This is a genomic window from Pseudomonas sp. GM30 (genome assembly GCF_000282275.2).
Classification (GTDB): Bacteria; Pseudomonadota; Gammaproteobacteria; order Pseudomonadales; family Pseudomonadaceae; genus Aquipseudomonas.
Map to the genome: position 1 here is coordinate 237,201 of NZ_AKJP02000011.1, position 17,802 is coordinate 255,002.

The following is a 17,802-nucleotide window of genomic DNA, read 5'->3' on the forward strand; positions in this document are numbered from 1 at the left end:
ATCAGCGCCCCGGCTCGTCATTCCATAGATATTTATGCAGCTGCAATTGCAACCGCACCGGCAGGTTGTCTGCCACCACCCAGTCCGCCAGATCCCTGGCATTGAGGTCATGATGACTTGGGGAGAACAGCACTTCCCCCGCACGGCGATCAAGACCGTACTGGATCAGCTTCGAGACCGCCCAGTCATAGTCGTCCCGCGAACAGATGACAAACTTCACCTGATCGTTGGACGTCAACAGTTCGATATTTTCATAGCGGTTGCGGTGCGCCTCTTTGGAATCCGGCGTCTTCAAGTCGACCACGCGACTGACGCGCGGATCTACTGCCGAGATGTCGAGGGCACCACTGGTTTCCAGGGAGACCTCATATCCGGCATCACACAACTGCTTGAGCAAAGGGATGGCGTTCGGCTGTGCCAGCGGTTCACCGCCGGTTACACAGACATAGCGCGGACGATATCCGGCCACTTGCTCGAGGATGTCGTCGAGGGTACGAATTGTACCGCCGCTGAACGCATAGGCACTGTCGCAGTATTGGCAACGCAACGGGCAACCGGTCAGGCGCACAAAAACCGTGGGCAGCCCGGCTGTCCGAGTTTCCCCCTGCAACGAGTAGAAAACTTCGGTAATTCTCAATGTGTCTTGCATAGTCGCCACGGGCGTAACAGCTAAACAGGCTGTCCGCCTCCGTCAGGCACTTCGGGCAACCCCGCCAACGCGTAGATCACCAGAAGCGTGTTTCAGAAAAAGGGCGTGAATTCTAACGAAAAAACCCGCGACAAGCGCGGGTTTCTTCCAAACGGGTCAAACACACTTACATGCGTTGCAGATCGCGTTGGGCCAACTGAGCAGCGGAGGTCCCCGGGTATTGGGAAACCACCTGTTGCAGAATGCCTTTGACCTTGTCGGTATGACCCAGGCGGCGCTCTACGTCAGCCAGCTTGTACAGCGAGTCCGGCACTTTGTTGTGCTTGGGATAAAGCTGCGAAACTTTGGCAAAAGCCTGACCTGCGCCCTGCAGATCACCCTTGGCCAGATTGACTTCGCCCAACCAGTACTGGGCATTGCCCGCGTATTGACTGTTCGGGTATTTACGCAGGAATGCCGAGAAAGCCTGGCTGGCCTTGTCGAAATCCTTGGCTTTGATCAGGTCGAAAGCGGCATCGTAATACAGCTTTTCCTTGGCCGGATCACCCGGTTCGCTACTTGCAGCAGGTGCCTGGGCAGCAGCCCCGGCGCCAGAGGCAGCACCGGCAGCAGCACTTGCATCGCCACCGGCAGAAGAATTCTCAGGAGTCGCGGCAGGTGCAACACCGGATCCTATGCGCCGATCAAGATCCTGGTATCGCTCCAGGGATTCCTGTTTCATGCGCGCAACCTGATTCTGCAGTTCTTCGATCACACCTTGCTGGCGCGATATCTGATCCTGCATCTGTTGCAGTTGGTTGAACAGCATGCCCTGTGCCGAGGCAGGGGCCGAAGCCGCTCCCCCGGCATAGGCGCCGTTCGTACCGTAACCCGCAGGCGGATAACTGCTCCCGCTATTGTTATAACCGGAGTTGTCATCGACCACAGGAACCGCAGCCCACACCGCAAGCGGTGCGAGACTGAGAGCCAGGACAGTTACAGCACGACGGCACGTTCGCATATCGAATTACTTACGCAGTTCGACGCGACGGTTTTGAGCCCAGGACTGCTCGTCGTTGCCGGTAGCAACTGGACGCTCTTCGCCGTAGGAAACCAGTTCCAGCTGAGCTGGGGAAACACCTTGCAGTACCAGGTAGCGCTGAACGGCTTTCGCACGACGCTCGCCCAGTGCCATGTTGTACTCACGAGTACCACGTTCGTCGGTGTTGCCTTCCAGAACAACGCGAGCGCCGTTTGCTTTCAGGTCTTTGGCGTGAACGTCCAGAGCGCGCATGGCTTCTGGCTTCAGGTCCGAGCTGTCGTATTCGAAGTAGAAGGTGGTGATTGCGCGCAGAGCAGCTTCTTCGCTCAGGGAACCGTCAACGGCACCAGTGTTTGCGCCGTAACCAGCGTTTGGATCAACAGCGCCTTCACCGGCGTTGTCGCCGCCTTTGGACGAGCAACCTACAGCTACAGCCATGGCCAGAGCCAGCGCAGCAAATTTACCAAACTTCAGCATTTCCATCGTGAAACTCCTAATGAACCCCAGTGTGTTAAGTAAAACGTAAAGCGCCGCGTCAGTTCAGGTAAGGGGACCAGGACGGTTCTCTGACTTCGCCTTGTGCGGTAGGAAGCGGGAGCCTCACGCGTCCATTAATGGACACGAGCATCAAGACTCCCCGGCCCTGCTGGCGGGTGGCGTAGATTACCATGGTGCCGTTGGGCGCAACAGTGGGTGACTCGTCCAGAGTGCTATCAGTGAGGATCTTTACACTACCTCGCTGCAAATCCTGGGCCGCCACCTTGAAATTGGTGAAACCATCCTGGCGATGGATCATCACCAGCGTCTTTTCATCCGCCGAAAGCTTCGGGTTGGCGTTGTAGTTGCCAATGAAGGTCACACGCTCGGCACCGCCGCCATTGGCGCTGGTTTTGTAGATCTGTGGTTTGCCGCCACGGTCCGAGGTGAAGTAGATGGTCGAACCATCCTTGCCCCAGTACGGTTCGGTGTTGATGCCAGGACCTGCCGTCACACGAGTGATCTGACGCGAACCCAGGTTCATCACATAGATGTCCGGGTTGCCGTCTTTCGACAGCACGAAAGCCAGGCGATTGCCATCCGGCGACCACGCTGGCGCGCCATTCAGGCCTTCGAAGTTGGTGATCTGCTCACGGCGACCGGTGTCGATGTTCTGCATGAAGATCCGTGGACGCTTCTGCTCGAACGACACGTAAGCGATACGCTTGCCATCCGGTGCGAAACGCGGCGACAGGATCGGCTCGCGCGATTGCAACAGAGTCACGGCACGGGCACCGTCGTAGTCCGAACGCTGCAGGGTGTAGCGAGTGTTCTTCTCGGAAAAACGCTCGGCTGTCACGTACAGCAGACGGGTCGAAAACGCACCTTTGATACCGGTGAGTTTTTCGAACGACTGGTCAGAGATGAAGTGCGCCATGTCACGCAGTTGCTCGGTGGTACCGGAAACACTGCCGTCAGCCACTTTCTGCTCGGTGGCCACGTTGAACAGTGCCCACTGCACCTGCAGACGACCGCCCGCTGGAGCAATGCTGCCAACCATCATGTACTGAGCACCCACCGCCTTCCAGTCACGGAAGATGATTTCGCTCGGCTGGCTTGGCTGGCTGATCATGTTTTGCTTTGGAATCGGCGAGTAGTAGCCCGAGTTCCGCAAATCGTTACCAATGATTTCTGCCATGTCGTCCGGCAGCACGGCACCGCCCTGCATGCCGAACGGTACGACGGCAATCGGGGTGGCCCGATCGCTGCCGCTGGTGACCAGAATGTTCTTTTCATCAGCCATCGCGATCCCTGCCATGCAGCAGATCACGACCAGCATTCCTCGAAGAAGGTTTCTCACAAGGCTAGATCCTCAGGTGTGAATGTCATCTTGAATGAACGATACGGAGCGAAATCGCTCGGCTTCATTCCCTGCATTTCCGTCAAACGTCCAATATTCTTCACTGCCGCGACTGCCGACGCATCGAACGGACCGTCGCCACTGGACTTGGCCACGCTGACCGAAGTCACCGTACCGTCAGGCAACATGCCGATTTGCAGCACGACCGTCATGCCTTTGCGTGCCGAAGGAGGACGAGCCCAACCTTCCGCTGCCCGCGCACGAATCAGGTCATCGAAACTGCCCGCGACTTCGTCACCCTGCTCATCGGCCAAGGCCTGCTGACGCTGTGGCGTGTCGGAAAGCAAATCTGCCAGGGCCTGAGCCTTTTTCTCTTCGGCGGATTTACGTGCCGCTTCCTGCGATTTCTTCTTCGCAGCATCAGCAGCAGCTTTCTTCTTCGCTTCGTCGGCGACTTTCTTCTTCGCCTCCTCAGCTTCAGCTTTTTTCTTGGCGTCTTCGGCGGCTTTCTTCTTCGCGTCTTCGACGATCTTCTTCTTGGCTTCTTCAGCGGCCGCTTTCTTGGCCTCTTCCTTGGCCTCTTCTTCGGCTTTCTTCTTGGCTATATCAGCCAATTGTTTCTCTTCTGCCTTCTTGGCCTCGGCTTTCTTCGCATCGTCGGCTTTCTTGGCTTCATCAGCCTTTTTCGCCTCGTCCGCTTTCTTCGCCTCGTCGGCCTTCTTGGCTTCCTCGGCCTTTTGAGCCGCTTCTTCTTTCTTTTGTTCCGCAGCCTTCACCGCTTCCTGCTCGACCTTTTTCTGTTCCATCTGCTCGACTTCGGTCTGGCGCGCGGCGGATTTCTTCGCCTCACCCGCAATCTTCTGATTGGTCTGGGTGGTTGCCTGACTTTTCGATTTCAGCTGGTACAGGGTCGCCTGGACGATCGGCTTGGCCGGCGGCAACTCGGGTGTGAAGGCAAAACTGACGAACAGCATGCCGAACACCAGCACGTGCAGGACAATCGCCAGAACACTGGGCCAGAAGTAGCTTTCCGAGGCGGACGGCTCTCGCTGTTGCTGCATCAGGGGGCCTCGGTAATCAAACCAACATTACCGACCCCGGCTTTCTGCAACCCGCCCATGGCACCCATGACGGCGCCGTAGTCGACCGACTTGTCGCCACGAATGAAGACCTGGGTACGCTTGCCGCCTTCGGTACCGGCGCGAATGATCTTGGTCACCGCGTCAGTCATCTGCGGCAGCGTCATTGCCCTGTCCTGCTGCTTTTCAGTATCGACTTCGCTGCCAAGGTTCCAGTAGTAGGTCTTGTCAGCCTTGATCGAAATGGTCAGCACCTGAGTGTTGTTGTCCTGCGGCAAGGCTTCGCTGGAAACCTTGGGCAGATCCACTTTCACGCCCTGATTGAGCATCGGCGCGGTCACCATGAAGATAACCAGCAGCACCAGCATCACGTCGATGTATGGCACCACGTTCATCTCGGCGACCGGCTTGCGCTTGTTTCGGGCTCGAGCGATTAAAGCCATCGGGAAATACCTGCTTATTCTTCGCTGGTGTGCACTTTGCGGTGCAGGATCGCCTGGAACTCATCGGCGAAGGTGTAGTAGCGGCTCAGCAAGGTTTCGCTGCGGGCAGAGAAACGGTTGTAAGCGATAACGGCCGGGATCGCGGCGAACAGGCCGATCGCGGTAGCGATCAGGGCTTCGGCGATACCCGGGGCTACGGTGGCCAGGGTCGCCTGCTGGGCGCTGGCCAGACCGCGGAAGGAGTTCATGATGCCCCAGACGGTACCGAACAGACCGATGTACGGGCTGACCGAACCAACGGTGGCAAGGAACGGCAGGCTCTGCTCCAGCTTCTCTTCCTCACGGGAGATGGCAACGCGCATGGCACGGGCCACACCTTCCATCACCGCTTCCGGATCAACACCTGGCTGCTGACGCAGACGGGAGAATTCCTTGAAACCGGCACGGAAGATCTGCTCCACGCCCGAATCAGGATCCGGGTTGCTGCCGGCCTGACGGTACAGCTTGGACAGATCGATACCCGACCAGAAGCGCTCTTCGAAGCTCTCCAGGGCGCGTCGACCGGCGCGCAGCAGATTGCTGCGCTGAAAGATCATGATCCATGAGGTCACCGATGCGGCCACCAGGGTCAACATTACCAACTGCACCACGATGCTGGCATTGCTGACCAGGCTCCACATGGAGGAATGGTCGACGACGTTAGCTTCCACGCTTTATCTCCTGCTTTGAGTGTGTACCCGTGCCGCCCGCGTCGGCAAAGGCCGCACGCAAGGATTCGGGCATGGCCCGGGGTTTCAAACTGTCGGTGCGCACACAGGCCACCAGAAACTGCCCTTCACAGAGCAGCACATTATCCGCAGCCCGCCTGACCTGCTGTCTGAAGCGCAGGCTGGCACGGTTCAATTCGATTACATCAGCGCTTACCAGCAGTTCGTCGTCCAGTCGCGCCGGCGCGTGGTAGCGCGCTTCGCTGGAATGCACGACAAACAACAGGTCCTCTCCGGCCAGTTCCGACTGGGCAAAGCCCAGCGTCCGGAGCCGCTCGGTTCGAGCCCGTTCCATAAACTTGAGGTAATTAACGTAATACACGATGCCGCCCGCATCGGTGTCCTCGTAATAAACGCGACAACGATGTGCGAACGGCTCAAGCCCGTTTTGCGCGCGCATACTCTAGTGCTTACTCCTCGGGTTGCCAATCCGGCCAGGCAACTGTTTTTTCAGTGTTTAAGGCTTTACCGCAAAAGTACCGTCCTGTGACAGTACAAACGCTGAATAAATCGCGAAAAAATGTGTATCAATCGTCCACGGCATCGAGAAACTCGTCTGCCACGGGCATCTCGCCCATTCGTGACGGAATGTTTAAGCCGAAATGCAGGTACGCATGCCGCGTCACCACCCTGCCCCGTGGCGTACGCATGATGTAGCCCTGTTGAATCAGGTACGGCTCCAGCACGTCTTCGATGGTATGGCGTTCCTCACTGATGGCAGCCGCAAGGCTGTCGATGCCCACCGGACCGCCATCGAACTTCTCGATCATGGTCAGCAGCAAGCGCCGGTCCTGATGGTCGAAACCGTGTTCATCGACGTCCAGCAGATTCAACGCCAGATCGGCCACCGACTTGGTGATATGGCCCTTGGCCCGGACTTCGGCAAAATCGCGCACCCGACGCAGCAGACGGTTGGCGATCCGCGGCGTGCCACGGGCACGACGAGCGATTTCGAAAGAACCCTCCGGATCCAGTGGCAGACCGAGAATCGCCGCCGACCGGCTGACAATCGTCGCCAGATCCGCCGTGCTGTAGAACTCGAGACGCTGGACGATACCGAAGCGGTCACGCAACGGGTTGGTCAGCATGCCGGCACGGGTCGTGGCGCCAACGAGGGTGAACGGTGGCAGATCAAGCTTGATCGAGCGCGCCGCCGGCCCTTCGCCGATCATGATGTCGAGCTGGAAGTCTTCCATCGCCGGATACAGCACTTCCTCAACGATGGGCGACAGGCGATGGATTTCGTCGATGAACAATACGTCGTGCGGCTCAAGATTGGTCAGCAGTGCCGCCAGATCCCCCGGACGTTCTAGCACCGGACCGGACGTGCTCTTGATCGACACGCCCATTTCCTGGGCAATGATATTGGCCAGCGTGGTTTTACCCAGACCCGGCGGGCCGAAGATCAACGTGTGATCCAGCGATTCACTGCGACCACGCGCAGCCTGAATGAACAGTTCCATCTGCTCGCGCACGGTCGGCTGGCCAATGTAGTCGGCCAGACTGACCGGGCGAATGGCCCGGTCCTGGACTTCTTCGCGCTCGCGCGGGCTGTGCGCGGCGGCGATCAGACGATCAGCTTCAATCACTTAAATCATTCCCTTCAGGGCGCGGCGGATCAGGTCTTCACTGCTCAAATTCTTGTCCTTGATGGCGGTAATCGCCTTGCTCGCTTCCTGCGGCTTGTAGCCCAGGGAAATCAACGCACTGACCGCATCGTTTTCAGCGGTGTTGACCGGCGCCGGGCCGTCCGGCTGGTTCGGCACCAGGGCGAACATGGCCGGCGAGGTTTCCCAGGCCTTGAAGCGATCCTTCAGTTCAACCAGCAGGCGTTCAGCGGTTTTCTTGCCGACACCCGGGACCTTGGTCAGCGCCGAGGTGTCCTGGGATTGCACGCAGCGGATCAGCTCATCGACTTCCAGGCTCGACATCAAGGCCAGGGCCAATTTCGGCCCGACACCATTGAGACGGATCAACTCGCGAAAAAAGTCTCGCTCACGCTTGCCGGCGAAGCCATAGAGTAATTGCGCGTCTTCGCGTACGACCAAATGGGTGTGCAGCGTCAGCGGTTCACCGACCGACGGCAAGCGATAAAGGGTGGTCATGGGCACTTCCAGCTCATACCCGAGGCCGTTTACATCCAGAATCAGGTGCGGCGGCTGTTTCTCAGCCAGGGTGCCGCGCAAGCGTCCAATCACGTTTCAGATCCTTGAGCGTTGGCCAGCCGTGGGCTGGCGACAGATGGAAGGCGGGAATCGGGCCGACGACCCAGGCGCGAAATCCGCATTCCGCAAAAATGATTGCTGATGCTATCAGAGACGCAGGCGCCCGCCACGACTGCGTGCGGTACCCAGGCCATGCGGCAGCAGACTGGAACGGGTGTGCGCGTGACAAATGGCAATGGCCAGGGCATCCGAGGCATCGATCTGCGGTTTGCTGGTCAACTTGAGCATGTGCATGACCATCATCTGCACCTGTTCTTTATTGGCAGCGCCGGTGCCGACCACGGCTTGCTTGACCTGGGTGGCGGTGTACTCGGCAATTTCCAGACATTCTTCGGCGCCGGCAACAATCGCCGCACCGCGAGCCTGCCCGAGCTTGAGCGCCGAGTCGGCGTTTTTCGCCATGAACACTTTTTCGATGCCCATGGTCACCGGGCCATAGGTCTGAATGATTTCGCGCACGCCGCGATAAACGATTTGCAGCCGCTCATGCAGCTCGCCGGCGCCGGTACGGATGCAGCCCGAGGCCACATAGATGCAGCCGCCGCGTCCGGTATCGCGAACAATCCCGTAACCGGTGATGCGCGAGCCGGGGTCGATACCCAGAATTAAAGTCATAACGCCTGCTGGTTCGAAATAACACAAAAACAAATGTGGGAGCTGGCTTGCCAGCGATGACGGAGTGCCAGGCGCCATCATTGCCTGATGTGCCGACGCCATCGCTGGCAAGCCAGCTCCCACATTGAATCGTAGTCGCTCTTAACCGAGCTGAGCGGCCACGTCTTCCGGAATGTCTGCGTTGGAGTAGACGTTTTGCACGTCATCCAGATCCTCGAGCATGTCGATCAGCTTGAGCACCTTCTCCGCGCCTTCCAGATCCAGTTCGGCGCTGGTGGTCGGCTGCATGACGATTTCTGCGTCGTCGCCTTTGAACCCGGCCGCTTCCAGCGCGTTACGCACCGCATAGAAGCTGGTGAACGAGGTGAACACGTCGATCGAGCCGTCTTCATGGCTGACCACGTCGTCGGCATCGGCTTCCAGCGCCGCTTCGGTCAGGGCGTCTTCGTCGACGCCCGGGGCGAAGCTGATCTGTCCCTTGCGCTCGAACAGGTACGCGACCGACCCGTCGGTGCCGAGGTTGCCGCCGCACTTGCTGAACGCATGGCGGACGGCTGCTGCGGTACGGTTGCGGTTGTCGGTCATGCACTCGACCATCACCGCCACGCCACCCGGGCCATAACCTTCGTAGGTCAGCTCTTCAACGTTGTCCGCTTCGGTCGCACCGGCGCCACGGGCGACGGCGCGATCGATGATATCGCGGCTCATGTTCGCGCCAAGGGCCTTGTCCAGAGCCAGCCGCAGACGCGGGTTGGAACCCGGATCGCCGCCGCCCTGACGGGCCGCAACGGTCAGCTCACGGATCCACTTGGTGAAGATCTTGCCTCTCTTGGCATCCTGACGTTCTTTGCGGTGCTTGATGTTCGCCCACTTGGAATGACCTGCCATAACTCGCTCCGAATTCTCTTGAAACGTTGCCCGCCCTGCTCACGCAGCAGCCAGCAAACAAAAAATCTCGACCTGCTCTCTATAGAAAGAAAAAAGGCGCATCCGAAGATGCGCCTTCAGGCCCGTCTTACTCAGCCTTTGGCGTTTCGCGCAAACGAATGTGCAGCTCGCGCAATGCCTTGGCATCCACCACACCCGGTGCTTGGGTCATGACGTCCGCAGCACTCTGGGTTTTCGGGAAGGCGATCACTTCACGGATCGACTGGGCGCCGGTCATCAGCATCACCAGACGGTCCAGGCCGAAGGCCAGACCACCGTGCGGCGGCGCACCGTACTTCAGCGCGTCGAGCAGGAAGCCGAACTTCTCTTCCTGTTCCGCTTCGTTGATACCCAGCAGACGGAACACTGCCTGCTGCATTTCCTTGCGGTGAATACGGATCGAACCGCCACCCAGCTCGGTGCCGTTGAGCACCATGTCGTAGGCGCGGGACAGAGCGCCGGCCGGGTTGGCCTCCAGCTCTTCAGGGGAGCACTTTGGTGCGGTGAACGGGTGGTGCAGCGCAGAGAAGCTGCCATCGTCGTTTTCTTCGAACATCGGGAAGTCGACGACCCACATTGGCGCCCACTTGCAAGTCAGCAGGTCGAGGTCGTGACCCAGCTTGATACGCAGCGCGCCCAAGGCTTCGCTGACGATCTTGGCCTTGTCGGCGCCGAAGAACACGATATCGCCGTCAACCGCACCGACGCGATCGAGGATCACGTTCAGGTTGGCTTCAGGGATGTTTTTCACGATCGGCGATTGCAGACCTTCAACACCGGCAGCGCGCTCATTGACCTTGATGTACGCCAGGCCCTTGGCACCGTAGATGCCGACGAACTTGGTGTAGTCGTCGATCTGCTTGCGCGGCATGCTCGCCCCGCCTGGAACGCGCAGCGCGGCGATACGGCATTTCGGATCGTTGGCCGGACCGCTGAACACCTTGAATTCGACTTCTTTGAGTTGATCGGCAACGTCGACCAGTTCCAGCGGGTTACGCAGGTCCGGCTTGTCGGAACCGTAACGACGCATGGCTTCTTCAAAGGTCATGTGCGGGAATTCGCCGAATTCCAGATCCAGCACTTCCTTGAACAGGTTGCGGATCATGCCTTCGGTCAGACCCATGATGTCTTTTTCGTCGAGGAAGCTGGTCTCGATGTCGATCTGAGTGAACTCAGGCTGACGGTCGGCACGCAGGTCTTCGTCGCGGAAGCATTTGGCGATCTGGTAGTAACGGTCGAAACCGGCAACCATCAGCAGTTGCTTGAACAGCTGAGGCGATTGCGGCAGGGCGAAGAACGAACCGGCGTGAGTACGGCTCGGCACCAGGTAGTCACGGGCGCCTTCCGGGGTCGCTCGGGTCAGGATCGGCGTTTCCACGTCGAGGAAGCCGTTCTCGTCAAGGAAGCGACGGATGCTGGTGGTCATGCGCGAACGCAGACGCAGCTTCTCGGCCATTTCCGGACGACGCAGATCCAGGAAGCGGTAGCGCAGACGGGTTTCTTCGCCGACGTCGGAGTATTCGTTAAGCGGGAACGGCGGGGTTTCCGACTCGTTCAGCACTTCCAGCTCGTAGCCCAGCACTTCGATCATGCCCGACGCCATGTTGGCGTTGGTCGCACCGGCCGGACGCAGACGCACCTTGCCGGTGATCTTCACCACGTATTCGCTGCGCACGCGGTCGGCGGCGGCGAAGCTCTCGGCGCGATCCGGATCGAACACCACCTGAGCCAGACCATCACGATCACGGATATCGAGGAAAATCACCCCGCCGTGGTCGCGACGACGGTGAACCCATCCGCAAAGGGTAATTTCCTGGCCTTCCAGGCTTTCGTTCAGTTGGCCGCAATAATGGCTGCGCATCATGGTAGTGGTTTCGCTTCTCGTAATTCGAAATTCGGTGGAGATTCCGTCGCACTCAAGCACTGCGAAATCTCACGCGTGTCGTTCGACCAGGGTTTGAACCCTAGTCAGATTTGTCGCCACCGGCCAGATTCTTCTTGGCTCCGGTCTTGAAATCGGTTTCGTACCAACCGCTGCCGCTGAGGCGAAAACCCGGCATGGACAGCTGTTTCTTGAGCTCTGGCGCCTGACAGGCAGGGCAGTCGACCAGCGGTGCCTCGCTGATCTTTTGAATGGCTTCCAACTGATGACCACAGGAAGCACATTGATAATCGTACATCGGCATGGGGGTGTCTCGGCGATCAGATTGCCACCGCGCGCAGGGCTTTGCGGCGAAAGAGCGGGATTATATCCATTAAATGCGGGCTGTGCAGCCGTAAGACTGCACAGCCCGCCACGTCATTTCAAGTATTGCCCGTTCAGGGCATGACGGCCGCCGGGGTATCGCGCAGGCCATTCATCACGCACACCACCCGCACCAGACCACTGAAGTTTTTCACCCCGCCGTGGCGCAGGTGCACTTCGCGGTCCACATGGGACAGCAGCGTGCTAACCGAACAGCCGTTGTGCCCGGCCATTTCACCGAGAATGTTCCAGTAAACCTGCTCGAGCCTCAAGCACGTGGCAAACCCGTTCAACCGCACTGATCTCGCCAGCGGCCGGATCAGCTCGAAGTCGAAATCGCTGACAAACGGATCAACCTTCAGAGCCTGCTGCGAAACGCCATGTTCGCTTTGCCTGTCTGCACCCACCATATCGCTGACACTCCTTTGTCATCGCTGCTTTTATAAAGACAACATCCTGTGCCTTCATAAAAACGCAGACGCAGAGCCAGCGCCAGATGACTAGTTGCCCAGCAACGTAGGATAAGCCGACATGTTCAGTAAGATTTGAAACAGCACGCGGACATCCATTACCCCCGGATATCCGCGCACCGGATTATCAGGCCTCGAGCAACGCGCGCAGCATCCACGCGGTCTTCTCGTGTACTTGCATGCGCTGGGTCAGCAGGTCGGCCGTCGGCTCATCACTGACTTTGTCCAGCAACGGGAAGATGCCGCGAGCGGTGCGCGTGACCGCTTCCTGGCCGTCGACCAACTGCTTGATCATGTCCTCGGCACTTGGCACGCCGACTTCTTCTTTAATAGAGGAGAGACGCGCGTAAGTCGCGTAGGCCCCCGGCGCCGGAAAACCCAGAGCGCGGATGCGCTCGGCGATCAGATCCACCGCCAGCGCCAGCTCGTTGTATTGCTCTTCGAACATCAGATGCAGGGTCCTGAACATGGGACCTGTGACGTTCCAGTGGAAGTTATGGGTTTTCAGATACAGCACGTAGGTGTCCGACAGCAGCCGCGACAGCCCCTCGACGATGGACTTGCGATCTTCTTCACTGATACCGATATCGATTGCCATGTTTACCCCCTAAGGCGATTGAATTCATCCAACAGGTGCAGACCCACTCTAGCAAGGCAGCCGCCACCTCGCAGCCGACAATCTTCACTCGCCATGCGACAAATCGACCGGGCACGTGCCGCTGGCCGGGGTAATTTGAGTCGCTGCAGGCTTTGCTGTTAAATAGGCAGTGTGTCGCTACGCCCCATTTTTCGGGGGTGTCGCGCATAGGCTGATGCCGGGCACGTGTCCAACGCCTCTTTATTGTTCCGAAGCGAACCGTGCGCCTTCAGCTCTTCCTTGTGAGCCGTCATAACGTGAGCCAATCAAAATGTTGAAGATCGTCCACCTGCTAATGGGCGCAGCGGCCTTGCTGCTGTCGTTCATACCTAGCTTGAAATCCGAAGCCGTTCCTTACCTGCAACAACCCGATGCACTTTACCTGGCCTTTTTCGGCCTGCTGAACCTGGTCATCGCTCCAGTGATTCCTTACTGGAACAAAGGCCCGCGCCAGCATCTGCAAAATCTGGTCAGCGCTCTTCTCGTGCTGACTGTCGTCCTGCAAACCCTGACCCTGATCGCACCGATGCCAGTCATCGCCGGTCAACCTGCCGTGTTGTTCAGCCTGGTGATCGCCCTGGTTGCCGTGGTTGTGCATCTGGCTGTGAGCTTCTACAAATCTTCACCGGCTGCCGCACCTGTCAGCTATGACATGAGCAATCGTGATACCGGTACCGTCAAGTGGTTCAACACCTCCAAGGGCTTCGGCTTTATCTCCCGGGATTCCGGCGATGATATTTTCGTGCACTTTCGTGCAATCCGTGGCGAAGGCCACCGCGTACTGGTCGAAGGCCAGCGCGTGGAGTTCTCGGTGATGAACCGGGACAAAGGCCTGCAAGCCGAGGACGTGATCGCCGCCCTGCCGCGTCGCTGATCCAGGGTAATAAAAAACCGCGAGCAGCCAGGCTGATCGCGGTTTTTTTATGCCTGCACAAACGTGCCTGGCATCAGTAATGCGGCGGTGGCGCCTCTTCCTCGAAAGAGTCGAACTGCCCGACCATCTCTTCCTGACGCTTGAGCAAGGCGGCCATCTGCAACTGCAGGCGCTCGATCACGCGCTGCTGCGCCACCAGTTCGTCGTTCAATGCCTGAATGGTGTCATCCTGGAAGGCCAGACGGCTTTCCAGATCGGTAACGCGTTCTTCAAGGTTCATGGTTCAGCTCTCCAGAAACGTGAAGTGTTCGGTCAACACCAGCCGCAACCGCTCACGAATGGCCGCTACCTGCTCGGCGCTGTAGGGCTTTGCCGGATGTTTGCCCCAGACTGGCGCCGGCCATGCCGCATCGTCACGCTTGCGCACGATCACATGCACGTGCAGTTGGCTGACGACGTTGCCCAGCGTTGCGACGTTCATCTTGTCAGCGTCGAACAGGTCCTTGAGCAACTCGGCCAGCGCGGTGGTTTCCTGCCACAACTGCTGCTGGTCGGCGACATCCAACTGAAACAACTCGCTGATATCGTCGCGGCGTGGCACCAGGATGAACCACGGGTAATTGGCATCGTTGGACAACAGCAGCCGGCAGAGCGGGAAGTCGCCGATGGTCAGGGTGTCCTGTTGAAGTCGTGAATCTAAAGCAAACACTGCATGCACTCCCGGCTGATCTACACAATTCAGCTTAGCGGCCATCCCGACGGGCGACGCACCAAGCGACAGGCAGGCAGCATACCTGCGAATGCGCCGGGGTTCACGAAGCCAGCACACTCAGGCCCTTGCAAGAGGCATTCATACGGACCGTGCACCATCACAGCGCCAGGTTTGCCCTCAAGCACGAACAAATGCCCGAGACGCCCAGACCAACCCGACAGCAGAGTGACCACACACTGTATGAATCCGGTACAGCCTGTAAATTTTTTGCACCAAAAGCGCACAGTGCGTCTACGCTCAGTGCGTCGGGCATCCGCCAAATACTCACTTATGGGGTGAACCGGTAACGTTTTTGGTTGTCACGCCACCCTTCGAACGTGACAACACGATGTAAAGGTATGCGTCAAGCCCCTGATACAAAAGGGCTTGAACCCCCGTTTTTATGAGGTTTTTACGGCTACAGGCGGGTGTTCAGAAAAATAAACGTGGCAACCCTGCACTTTGTGCACGCTTGTTGCATTGAGTCACACATGGTCTATAAGCGCAGCACGTGAAGTGGCAGCTTGAGACCAACCAAATACGGTGGCAGGGTTGCCCCAATGGAGATTCAAGTGTTTTGCCAGGGACTCTTTTTTACCGATGCAAAAAGGCCCAGAAACAGCGATAAAGTTGTCAGCCCGGCTGCATGGGTACTGTGAATTTGCGACATCGACCAAGCTATTTGCGACCTCGTCGTAAAGAACATGAAAGGTTGTATGTGCAAGTATCGCCAACAATGTCGGCGTGATATAAGTTTGCGCCGACACAAAAAGAAAGAGCCGCCCAGATAATAAAACAGGTGGGACGGCAGTACTCTTCTAAAACCAAAGGAGCAAATCACGATGCGCGTGATGAAGTGGAGCACAATCGCACTGGCAGTTGCAGCAGCAGCCAGTACTCAGTTGGCTACGGCCGCCCCGTTTGTTAGTGACCAGGCAGAAGCCAAAGGTTTCGTTGAAGATGCAAAACTCACCGAAACGTTGAAGAACTACTACTTCAACCGCGACAACAAGAACGGCGGCGCTGACCAGAAAGACTGGACACAAGGTTTTCTGGGTAATTTCACCTCCGGCTACACCCAGGGTACTGTCGGCGTGGGTGTTGATGCTTTCGGCTACCTGGCTATCAAACTGGACGGCGGTGACGGTACTTCCGGTTCGGGTAACATGAGCCGTAGCGATGTCGTCAATCCGAACAACGGCGCTCGCGACGTCAACGACAGCCAAGGTAAAGCCGGTGCTGCCGTTAAATTCCGCATTTCCAAAACCGAGCTGAAAGTCGGCGACCAGCAGCCAAGCACTGCTCCTGTGTTCGCAGTTGGTGGCTCCCGTATCATTCCGCAAACTGCCAGCGGCTTCCAGCTCCAGAGCAGCGAAGTCAAAGACCTTGACCTCGAAGCCGGTCATTTCTACTCGGCGACCAGCCAGGACAAAAACGCCCGTAACGGCGGCCTGTACGCGAACTACGCTGGCGTAGAAGCCAAGTCGATCGACTATTTCGGCGGCAAATACGGCATCACCGAAAACCTGAGCGCATCGCTCTACGGTGCCAAGCTGGAAGACGTCTGGAACCAGTACTACGCGAACGTGAACCTCACCACCCCTTTCGGTGGCGACACTTCGCTGAACACTGACTTCAACATCTACCGCACCACCGATACCGGTGACAAGCTGGCAGGTGACATCAGCAACACGGCCTTCTCCCTGGCAACCGCGCTGTCGTTCCTGAAGGCACACACCTTCACCCTGGCCTTCCAGAAGGTTAACGGCGATACCCCGTTCGATTACGTGGGCGTTGGCAAGAACAACCGTGGCGGCGACTCGATCTTCCTCGCCAACTCCATCCAGTACTCTGACTTCAACGGTCCAGGCGAGAAATCCCTGCAAGCCCGTTACGACCTGAAAATGGCCGAGTACGGCGTACCTGGCCTGAGTTTCATGGTTCGTTACGTCAAAGGTTGGGATATCGACGGTACCGGTCTGGCTGCAAACAGCCAATACCGCACCAGCACTGGCGCACCGCTCTACGGTGAAGATGGCAAACACCACGAAACCAACTTCGAAGCCAAGTACGTTGTTCAGTCTGGCCCAGCGAAAGATCTGTCGTTCCGCATCCGTCAAGCCTGGCACACTGCCAACGCCGACCAGGGTGAAGGCGACGTTAAAGAGTTCCGCCTGATCACCGAATACCCACTGAACATCTTGTAATCGTCAGTGGTTAGTTTCGAAGCATAAAAAAAGGCCCATCTACGGATGGGCCTTTTTATTGCCTGTCACTTGTAATAAATGCCTGACCAGCAAGTCAGGCATTTAATTAGCAACCTATCATTGTGTTGCCGATTCCTGAACCACACGAATTACGCGCTGTGGAAACGGAATATCAATACCGGCAGTCTTTAAACGATCACGCGACTGTTCGTTAAACATGAACATCACATCCCAATAGTCTGCAGTTTTAACCCAAACTCGCAGGGAAACCGTGATCGAACTGTCACCCAATGTCGAAATGACCGCTTGTGGCGCAGGGTCCTGCAACACGCGCTCATCCTTGGCCAGATCCAGCAGCACTTGACGGGCCTTCTGCAGATCCGCTTCGTAATCCACACCCACATCAAACACCACTTTGCGGGTTGGCTGACGGTTGGTGTTGGTGATGATGCCGTTCGACAGATTGCCGTTCGGCACGATGATGGTCTTGTTGTCGCCGGTACGCAGCACGGTGTGGAAAATCTGGATGCTGTCGACCGTACCCGCCACGCCTTGCGCTTCGATCCAGTCACCGATACGGAATGGACGGAACAGCAAAATCAACACGCCGCCGGCGAAGTTCGCCAGGCTGCCCTGCAACGCCAGACCGATGGCCAGGCCGGCAGCACCAATCGCGGCCACGAACGAGGTGGTTTCCACGCCGATCATCGAGGCCACGCTGACGATCAGCAGCACCTTGAGAATGATGTTCGCCAGACTGCTGATGAAGCCTTGCAGCGCCAGGTCGGCATTACGCAGCGCCAGCAGACCGCCGAGTTTTTGCGTGACCTTGTTGATCAGCCACCAGCCAATGGCCAGGGTAATCACCGCCAGCAGCACGCGGCTGCCGTATTCCATGATCATCGGAATCCACGCCTGGGACGCCTTGACCAGGTTGTCTACCTCAGCATTCAAATCCATCATCCATCTCCTGATTTCCGGCTACCCGGGCTGTAAAAAATCAGCGGCAGAAACCGCCAGGTATACATAAAACAATGTGGGAGCGAGCTTGCTCG

Annotated in this window: 21 protein-coding genes; 2 read left to right on the top strand and 19 right to left on the bottom strand. The window is 57.8% G+C overall.

The window, feature by feature from the left end; translation table 11 throughout:
- Position 1: 1 nt before the first annotated feature.
- The 16 genes from queE to PMI25_RS08850 form a co-directional block, all read right to left on the bottom strand.
- The gene (queE, locus tag PMI25_RS08775; protein WP_007962032.1) at positions 2-649 is read right to left on the bottom strand and encodes a 7-carboxy-7-deazaguanine synthase QueE; all 648 of its coding nucleotides are present in this window, start codon (positions 647-649) and stop codon (positions 2-4) included.
- A 166-nt stretch (positions 650-815) separates the two neighbouring features.
- Positions 816-1,649 (bottom strand): tol-pal system protein YbgF, encoded by an 834-nt coding sequence (ybgF, locus tag PMI25_RS08780; RefSeq protein WP_007962031.1) that lies wholly within the window; start codon positions 1,647-1,649, stop codon positions 816-818.
- A gap of 6 nt (positions 1,650-1,655) precedes the next feature.
- Positions 1,656-2,153, bottom strand: coding sequence for a peptidoglycan-associated lipoprotein Pal (pal, locus tag PMI25_RS08785; protein ID WP_003178634.1), 498 nt, complete (start codon positions 2,151-2,153; stop codon positions 1,656-1,658).
- A gap of 52 nt (positions 2,154-2,205) precedes the next feature.
- Positions 2,206-3,486: a Tol-Pal system beta propeller repeat protein TolB gene (gene tolB, locus PMI25_RS08790; RefSeq protein WP_177325710.1), complete on the bottom strand. Its 1,281-nt coding sequence runs from the start codon at positions 3,484-3,486 to the stop codon at positions 2,206-2,208.
- Between the two features lie 17 nt (positions 3,487-3,503).
- A complete protein-coding gene (tolA, locus tag PMI25_RS08795) occupies positions 3,504-4,568 on the bottom strand; it encodes a cell envelope integrity protein TolA (RefSeq protein WP_007962027.1) in 1,065 nt (354 codons plus the stop codon).
- Entirely contained in the window at positions 4,568-5,020 is a 453-nt protein-coding gene (tolR, locus tag PMI25_RS08800; RefSeq protein ID WP_161794900.1) for a protein TolR, read from the bottom strand. The genes tolA and tolR overlap by 1 nt, the downstream gene beginning before the upstream one ends.
- Before the next feature lie 23 nt (positions 5,021-5,043).
- Positions 5,044-5,739: a protein TolQ gene (gene tolQ, locus PMI25_RS08805; protein ID WP_007912733.1), complete on the bottom strand. Its 696-nt coding sequence runs from the start codon at positions 5,737-5,739 to the stop codon at positions 5,044-5,046.
- Positions 5,729-6,196: a tol-pal system-associated acyl-CoA thioesterase gene (ybgC, locus tag PMI25_RS08810; protein ID WP_007962025.1), complete on the bottom strand. Its 468-nt coding sequence runs from the start codon at positions 6,194-6,196 to the stop codon at positions 5,729-5,731. The genes tolQ and ybgC overlap by 11 nt, the downstream gene beginning before the upstream one ends.
- Before the next feature lie 127 nt (positions 6,197-6,323).
- Positions 6,324-7,385: a Holliday junction branch migration DNA helicase RuvB gene (gene ruvB / locus PMI25_RS08815; RefSeq protein ID WP_007962024.1), complete on the bottom strand. Its 1,062-nt coding sequence runs from the start codon at positions 7,383-7,385 to the stop codon at positions 6,324-6,326.
- Complete coding sequence (ruvA, locus tag PMI25_RS08820) at positions 7,386-7,994, bottom strand: Holliday junction branch migration protein RuvA (protein WP_003227522.1); 609 nt, start codon at positions 7,992-7,994, stop codon at positions 7,386-7,388.
- 114 nt (positions 7,995-8,108) lie between these two features.
- On the bottom strand, positions 8,109-8,636 hold the full coding sequence (ruvC, locus tag PMI25_RS08825; RefSeq protein WP_007962095.1) for a crossover junction endodeoxyribonuclease RuvC: 528 nt from the start codon (positions 8,634-8,636) through the stop codon (positions 8,109-8,111).
- A gap of 141 nt (positions 8,637-8,777) precedes the next feature.
- Positions 8,778-9,524: a YebC/PmpR family DNA-binding transcriptional regulator gene (locus PMI25_RS08830; RefSeq protein WP_003227527.1), complete on the bottom strand. Its 747-nt coding sequence runs from the start codon at positions 9,522-9,524 to the stop codon at positions 8,778-8,780.
- Between the two features lie 127 nt (positions 9,525-9,651).
- Positions 9,652-11,427 (bottom strand): aspartate--tRNA ligase, encoded by a 1,776-nt coding sequence (aspS, locus tag PMI25_RS08835; RefSeq protein WP_003227530.1) that lies wholly within the window; start codon positions 11,425-11,427, stop codon positions 9,652-9,654.
- Positions 11,428-11,527: 100 nt separating this feature from the next.
- Positions 11,528-11,749, bottom strand: a complete 222-nt coding sequence (locus tag PMI25_RS08840; protein ID WP_003227532.1) for an FmdB family zinc ribbon protein — start codon at positions 11,747-11,749, stop codon at positions 11,528-11,530.
- Positions 11,750-11,882: 133 nt separating this feature from the next.
- A complete protein-coding gene (locus PMI25_RS08845) occupies positions 11,883-12,218 on the bottom strand; it encodes a ribbon-helix-helix domain-containing protein (RefSeq protein ID WP_007962093.1) in 336 nt (111 codons plus the stop codon).
- A gap of 187 nt (positions 12,219-12,405) precedes the next feature.
- Entirely contained in the window at positions 12,406-12,876 is a 471-nt protein-coding gene (locus PMI25_RS08850) for a Dps family protein (RefSeq protein ID WP_007912745.1), read from the bottom strand.
- A gap of 310 nt (positions 12,877-13,186) precedes the next feature.
- Between PMI25_RS08850 and PMI25_RS29765 the strand changes: the two genes are divergently transcribed.
- Positions 13,187-13,789: a cold-shock protein gene (locus PMI25_RS29765; protein WP_003227539.1), complete on the top strand. Its 603-nt coding sequence runs from the start codon at positions 13,187-13,189 to the stop codon at positions 13,787-13,789.
- Positions 13,790-13,862: 73 nt separating this feature from the next.
- On the opposite strand, the gene PMI25_RS08860 is transcribed toward PMI25_RS29765, so the two are convergent.
- Together PMI25_RS08860 and PMI25_RS08865 are read right to left on the bottom strand one after the other, a co-directional pair.
- Complete coding sequence (locus PMI25_RS08860; RefSeq protein WP_007962092.1) at positions 13,863-14,069, bottom strand: SlyX family protein; 207 nt, start codon at positions 14,067-14,069, stop codon at positions 13,863-13,865.
- A 3-nt stretch (positions 14,070-14,072) separates the two neighbouring features.
- The gene (locus PMI25_RS08865) at positions 14,073-14,498 is read right to left on the bottom strand and encodes an HIT domain-containing protein (RefSeq protein ID WP_007962091.1); all 426 of its coding nucleotides are present in this window, start codon (positions 14,496-14,498) and stop codon (positions 14,073-14,075) included.
- A gap of 884 nt (positions 14,499-15,382) precedes the next feature.
- Between PMI25_RS08865 and PMI25_RS08870 the strand changes: the two genes are divergently transcribed.
- Positions 15,383-16,747 (top strand): OprD family porin, encoded by a 1,365-nt coding sequence (locus PMI25_RS08870; RefSeq protein WP_007962090.1) that lies wholly within the window; start codon positions 15,383-15,385, stop codon positions 16,745-16,747.
- Positions 16,748-16,864: 117 nt separating this feature from the next.
- On the opposite strand, the gene PMI25_RS08875 is transcribed toward PMI25_RS08870, so the two are convergent.
- Complete coding sequence (locus PMI25_RS08875) at positions 16,865-17,707, bottom strand: mechanosensitive ion channel family protein (protein ID WP_007912753.1); 843 nt, start codon at positions 17,705-17,707, stop codon at positions 16,865-16,867.
- Positions 17,708-17,802: the final 95 nt, after the last annotated feature.